The following is a 5,606-nucleotide window of genomic DNA, read 5'->3' as shown; positions in this document are numbered from 1 at the left end:
CGCCAACACTTTTGGTATCTACTTTTGCGTAGCTTAAGGCTTTACCCGCACTTGATTCGATGCGCTGCATGTCTTGAATAATCCGAGCACTGCGTTGTGCGAACTGTTCAGGATTTACGCCAGCATAAGCAGAGATCAAATTAAGAGCTGATTCGCTATCGCCTTTTGCAACTTGCTCCATAAATAAGTCAGTTGCCTGTTCCAATTTTTTTAGATTGGCGAGTGGTTTTGATGAAGCTGGATTCGCCCAAAAAAGCGCAATGATGGAGAGTAAAATAATGAGGGTGCGAGCGTATTGATGCATTGTAAGTCCTGATTTATTCCTGTTCTTTTAATTGCTTTTGGATAAGGGTGCGTAGGCGTTGTAAGCCTTTGCCTTGGTTTACCATTTTCCAAGCCATGTAGAGCGTGCTTGGTTGTGGGCGCGCATTGTCGAGCGGCAACTCAACAAGTTTACCTGCCTTGAGTTCTTCTCTAATCAGGTATCGTGGTAAGAAACCAACGCCGATACCTGCTTTTTGAGCATTTAACTTGTTATAAGTATTGGGGACATAAAAGCGCTGTTGCACCTGATCCTTCAACGAAGAGTGTAAACCTCTCGTCCAGGTAACTGCTTCACGTGCGCTGTCGTGCGTGACGACACGACGAACTTTGCTTAGATCTTCAATCTTAATTGGTGAAGTACTTTTTGCCAGAGGATGGTCGGGCGAGCAGGTATAAACAAGGTCAAGTTGCGCGACCTCTTCGGTTCGAATCCCTTTTTGTTGAGGTACAGGACCAACGGCGCCAATGACTAAATCAACTTCATCAGAAATCAGAACTTCCCAAGCACCATTCAAAGCTTCTTCTTGAATGTCTATTTCAATGTCTGGATGTTCATCTACGAAGCTTTTAAAAGCGCAATAGACCGGTCGTATATCCATGATGGTATCAATGGCGACACGAATTCTGCTTTCGTAACCTCGAGCAACGTTCTGCGTTTGTTCTGCAAGACGTTCTACTGAGTTAAGCAGAATTCTGCCTTCGTCTAGTAAATGCTTTCCAGCGGGGGTAAGTACTGAGCGTCGTCCCTGCTTCTGAAACAAGGTGACATTCAACTGTTCCTCAAGTTTTTGTACGACGTAAGACAGCGCGGAAGGGACTTTGTCGAGTTCTTCTGCCGCTGCTGCATAACTTCCCCTGCGATCAATCACATCTAAGACTTTAAGTGCTTCGATCGTAATTGGACTGTGTAGATTCATGTCATTATTTATTGTTCAAAAATTTTGATTATATAGCGCAAAAGTACCTGCTTATTCGTTTGAATACAATGCTTATACTTCTTATCAACGTTTAGTAAATCAAAGTTTGAGGAAGCCAAAATGGCTAAAAATATTCTTTCAGTAGCAGCAAGTGTTCAAGGTGAAAATTCAACTAGCCGTATGCTCGCCAATGAGTTGTTGGCAAATGAAAAGGTCGCGGGAAAGATCGCCAACGTCGTGGAGCGTGATGTTTCAAAAAACGATATTGCGTTCATTACAGGTGAGCACGTAGGTGCGTTTTATACACCCGCAGATGATCGATCAAATCAACAGAAATCATTGATCAGCCAAAGCGAAGAACTTGTTAAAGAGTTAAAAGAAGCAGACACCTTGGTGATCGCAACACCAATGTATAACTTTGGTATTCCAGCGTCACTAAAAGCATGGGTCGATATGATTTGTCGTGTTGGTGAAACTTTCCGTTATACAGAAAATGGCCCAGAGGGTTTGTTGAACATTGATACGATGTACTTAGTTGTTTCAACGGGTGGCGCGCCGGTAGGCAGTCCTGTCGATTTCGTTGTACCGTACATGAAGCAAGTTGCAGCATTTATCGGCGTAAAAAATGTTGAGGTGATTGCTGCGGATGCAACGAATGCGAATCGCGATGCTGCTTCTGAGAAAGCGCGTGCGAAAATTGAAGAACTAGCTGAATCGTTTTAGTCGGAAGCCGGGTTGTTGTTAGGAATATTGGGGTCGGAGTACATATGTACTCCGACCCCGAACTTATTAGATAAGTTCTAGTGTTACTGCAGTCGCTTCACCACCACCGATACACAAACTAGCAAGACCTTTTGCCTTACCTTCTTTCTTAAGGGCGTAGATCAACGTAGCAATAATACGTGCGCCTGAAGCACCAACAGGGTGACCAAGTGCTACTGCACCGCCGTGAATGTTGATCTTCTCAGCTGGAATGTTGTGCGCATTCATTGCTGTCATTGCAACCATTGCGAAGGCTTCATTCACTTCGAACAAGTCAACATCAGCTGAAGCCCAACCTGTTTTGTTCAATACTTTTTCAATAGCGCCACATGGTGCGTGCGTAAATTTCGCTGGAGCTTCTGCGTGAGAAGAAGTCGCACGAATTACCGCTAGTGGCGTTAAACCTTTTTCTTTTGCAACTTTTCCAGAACAAAGAATTACAGCTGCCGCACCATCAGAAATTGCTGATGAGTTAGCTGCAGTTACAACGCCATTCTTGTCGAATGCTGGACGAAGTGAAGGGATTTTTTCAGGGCGTGCTTGACCAGGAAGCTCATCCTTATCAAAAACAACTTCACCTTTACGCGACTTAACTGTGAAAGGAACAATTTCTTCAGCGAACCAACCTTCGTTTGTCGCTGTCTGAGCACGCTCTAGTGAACGCAAGGTGTACGCGTCCATGTCTTCACGACTTAAACCATCTTCTTGGCTGTTTTCATCAGCAAACTTACCCATCAATTTGCTGGTGTACTTGTCTTCAAGTCCATCATAGAACATGTGATCTAGAAGCTCGCCGTGACCTAAACGGTAACCCGTGCGTGCTTTAGGAACAATGTAAGGTGCAAGCGACATGTTTTCTTGGCCGCCAGCAACCATTAACTCACAAGATTCTGCCTTGATCGCGTCAAATGCTTGCATCACTGCTTTCATGCCCGAACCACACATTTTGTTGATCGTTGTGGTTGGCACGCTGTCTGGGATGCCTGCGCCAAGTGATGCTTGTCGAGCTGGGGCTTGACCAACACCTGCTGGAAGAACGTGACCCATGATCACTTCATCAATATCGCTTGCTGCAATGCCAGCCTGCTCGATGCTCGCTTTAATCGCTGCTGCGCCAAGTTCTGGAGCTGGAGTTGTGCTTAGGCTGCCACCGAAGCTACCCATTGCGGTACGTTTTGCTGCAACGATGACGACATCGTTATCTGAATATGCTGACATGTTTATTCCTATACATCAGAGGTTAATCGGATCGCTCTTTTAGAGGCGCGCTAGTTTAATGTAAGTAGCCCAATCAGGAAATAGTTGAGCAAAGTTTGTGCGCGTTATAATGGTTATGGCGCTCTGTTGATTCAGTGACTTAGCCCACGTCTGGTGATAGCATTGCCGGCCTGTTTTTAGCATCCCACTTATTGTTGTCTGGAGAGTATATGACTGGTTTTACTAAACCAAGCCTTAAGCCTGCTAACCCTAATTTTTCATCAGGCCCATGCAGTAAGCGCCCGGGTTATGACGTCAATAACTTAGATATCTCTACGCTTGGTCGTTCGCATCGTGCGGCTATTGGCAAAGACGCTTTAGGTCGTGCCTGCTCAGAAACAGCGCGTTTGCTAGGTTTACCCGAAGGTTACAGAGTTGGCATCGTTCCAGCTTCTGATACAGGTGCCGTTGAAATGGCTCTGTGGTCATTGCTTGGTGCTCGACCAGTGGATGTATTTGCATGGGAGTCGTTCGGTTCAACATGGGTGGCAGATATTCTCAACCAATTGAAGTTGGATGACGTGAATCACTACCACGCTGATTACGGCTTATTACCAGACATGTCGCAGGCTAACCCGAAGCATGATGTGGTATTTACATGGAATGGGACCACGGCAGGGGTAAAGGTGCCGAATGCCGATTGGATTGCTGATGATCGCGAAGGCTTAACCATTTGTGATGCTACGTCAGCGGTATTTGCTATGGACATGCCATGGGAAAAGCTAGATGTAGTGACTTACAGCTGGCAAAAAGTACTCGGCGGTGAAGGTGCGCATGGCATGTTAATTCTCAGCCCTAAAGCGGTTGAGCGCCTAGAGTCATACACGCCTGCATGGCCTTTACCTAAGATCTTCCGTTTGACTAAAAAAGGGAAGCTGGTTGAAGGTATTTTCCGTGGCGAAACAATCAACACGCCATCAATGTTATGTGTGGCCGATTATCTCGATGCACTTGCTTGGGTGGATAGTCTTGGTGGATTGCAGGGTGCGATTGATCGTTCTCAAGCAAACCTAGCTGCCATTGAAAAGTTTGTCGCGGCAAATGACTGGATCGACTTCTTAGCGCAAGATCCAAATACCTTATCGAACACTAGTGTGTGTTTAAAATTGAACGCGACGCCAGAGCAAGTTAAAGCCATGATTAAACTTCTGGCTGACGAAAATGTTGCTTTTGATATCGGTGCTTATCGTGACGCGCCAGATGGTTTGCGTATTTGGTGTGGCGCGACGGTAGAGGCGAGTGACGTTGAGGCCTTAATGTCTTGGTTATCTTGGGCGTATCAAGAAGTACAATAATTCATCAGTGTTTAGCATTTGACGCTAATCTCTATCTTAGTTGCGTGTCACGCTACACAGACTTCCATAAGTCATCTAGTCTTAAGTAATTACTTTAAGGAGAGTGTCTTATGGAAGTTTCAACCATCATTTCATGGATCGTTCTGATCTTTGTTGCTTTTTATATCGTTCGCATCTACAACAATTTAGTCGCGTTCAAAAATCAATATGAAAATGCCTTTTCGCAAATTGAGGTGCAATTAAAGCGCCGCTACGATTTGATCCCTAACTTGGTTGAAGCAACTAAGGCGTATTTAAGCCATGAGAAAGAAACGCTTGAGGCTGTGATTAGTGCTCGAAACACCGCACTTGCCGGTTTGAAGGCTGCGTCTCAAAATCCCGCGAGTGCCTCAGCGTTAGGCAAATTAGCATCGGGCGAAGGCATGCTTCAATCTGCTCTCGGTGCGCTTAATGTTGCGGTGGAAGCGTATCCAGAGTTAAAAGCCAATGAGAATGTTGCGCAACTTACCGAAGAGCTCACTTCTACTGAAAACCGAATCTCATTTGCGCGCCAAGCGTTTAATGATTCCGTCACACACTACAATGTGTTTCGTCAAAGTTTCCCGAACAACTTTTTCGCACCAACCTTTGGTCACAGTAAAGATGCAGCGTTGTTAGAGTTTGAAGACTCAGCAGCAATTCAGCAGGCCCCTAAAGTTAGTTTCTAAAATCTGTTTTAAGGATAAAACGTGAATTTCTACCTGGCACAGGAAGAAGCCCGAAAGCAGAGTCAGCGTTTGATTCTGCTTTTTTGTTTGGCTGTATTTGTCTTGGTCGTTCTAACCAATGCTTTGTTTGTCGTATTTGTTTGGTTTAGCGATATTGGTAACTTAGCCGGCACCCAGCGAATTAACGTTTCTAGCTTGCCTTGGTATCAAGCCTTGCTCGCGATCATTGATAATTTTGGTTGGGACAAGATCGCCATTGTTAGCGCGATTATTGTCAGTGTGATTGCGGTGGCTACGTGGTCAAAGTGGTCCGACTTAAGTAAGGGTGGCCATGTTGTCGCTGA

7 protein-coding genes are annotated in these 5,606 nt (G+C 45.3%); 4 read left to right on the top strand and 3 right to left on the bottom strand.

Annotation, left to right across the window (positions count from 1 at the left end):
* On the bottom strand, positions 1-304 hold a 304-nt coding region (locus A3738_RS06830; protein ID WP_156504024.1), incomplete at its 3' end, for a hypothetical protein.
* Between the two features lie 13 nt (positions 305-317).
* Positions 318-1,241 (bottom strand): LysR substrate-binding domain-containing protein, encoded by a 924-nt coding sequence (locus A3738_RS06825; RefSeq protein ID WP_068476263.1) that lies wholly within the window; start codon positions 1,239-1,241, stop codon positions 318-320.
* 120 nt (positions 1,242-1,361) lie between these two features.
* On the opposite strand from A3738_RS06825, the gene A3738_RS06820 reads away from it, so the two are divergent.
* Positions 1,362-1,964 (top strand): FMN-dependent NADH-azoreductase, encoded by a 603-nt coding sequence (locus A3738_RS06820; protein ID WP_068475621.1) that lies wholly within the window; start codon positions 1,362-1,364, stop codon positions 1,962-1,964.
* Between the two features lie 66 nt (positions 1,965-2,030).
* On the opposite strand, the gene A3738_RS06815 is transcribed toward A3738_RS06820, so the two are convergent.
* A complete protein-coding gene (locus A3738_RS06815) occupies positions 2,031-3,221 on the bottom strand; it encodes a thiolase family protein (protein ID WP_068476262.1) in 1,191 nt (396 codons plus the stop codon).
* 209 nt (positions 3,222-3,430) lie between these two features.
* Here A3738_RS06815 and A3738_RS06810 point away from each other — a divergent pair, with 209 nt between their 5' ends.
* From A3738_RS06810 to A3738_RS06800, 3 genes are all read left to right on the top strand, one after another.
* Complete coding sequence (locus A3738_RS06810; RefSeq protein WP_068476261.1) at positions 3,431-4,555, top strand: phosphoserine transaminase; 1,125 nt, start codon at positions 3,431-3,433, stop codon at positions 4,553-4,555.
* A 110-nt stretch (positions 4,556-4,665) separates the two neighbouring features.
* Positions 4,666-5,262, top strand: a complete 597-nt coding sequence (locus A3738_RS06805; RefSeq protein WP_068502296.1) for a LemA family protein — start codon at positions 4,666-4,668, stop codon at positions 5,260-5,262.
* A 21-nt stretch (positions 5,263-5,283) separates the two neighbouring features.
* A partial coding sequence (locus A3738_RS06800) for a hypothetical protein (protein ID WP_197473656.1) occupies positions 5,284-5,606 on the top strand: 323 nt, incomplete at its 3' end.

The sequence above is a fragment of the Oleiphilus sp. HI0066 genome, assembly GCF_001635725.1.
Note: the sequence above shows the minus strand (reverse complement) of the source record. Positions and strands in the feature narration are given on the sequence as shown.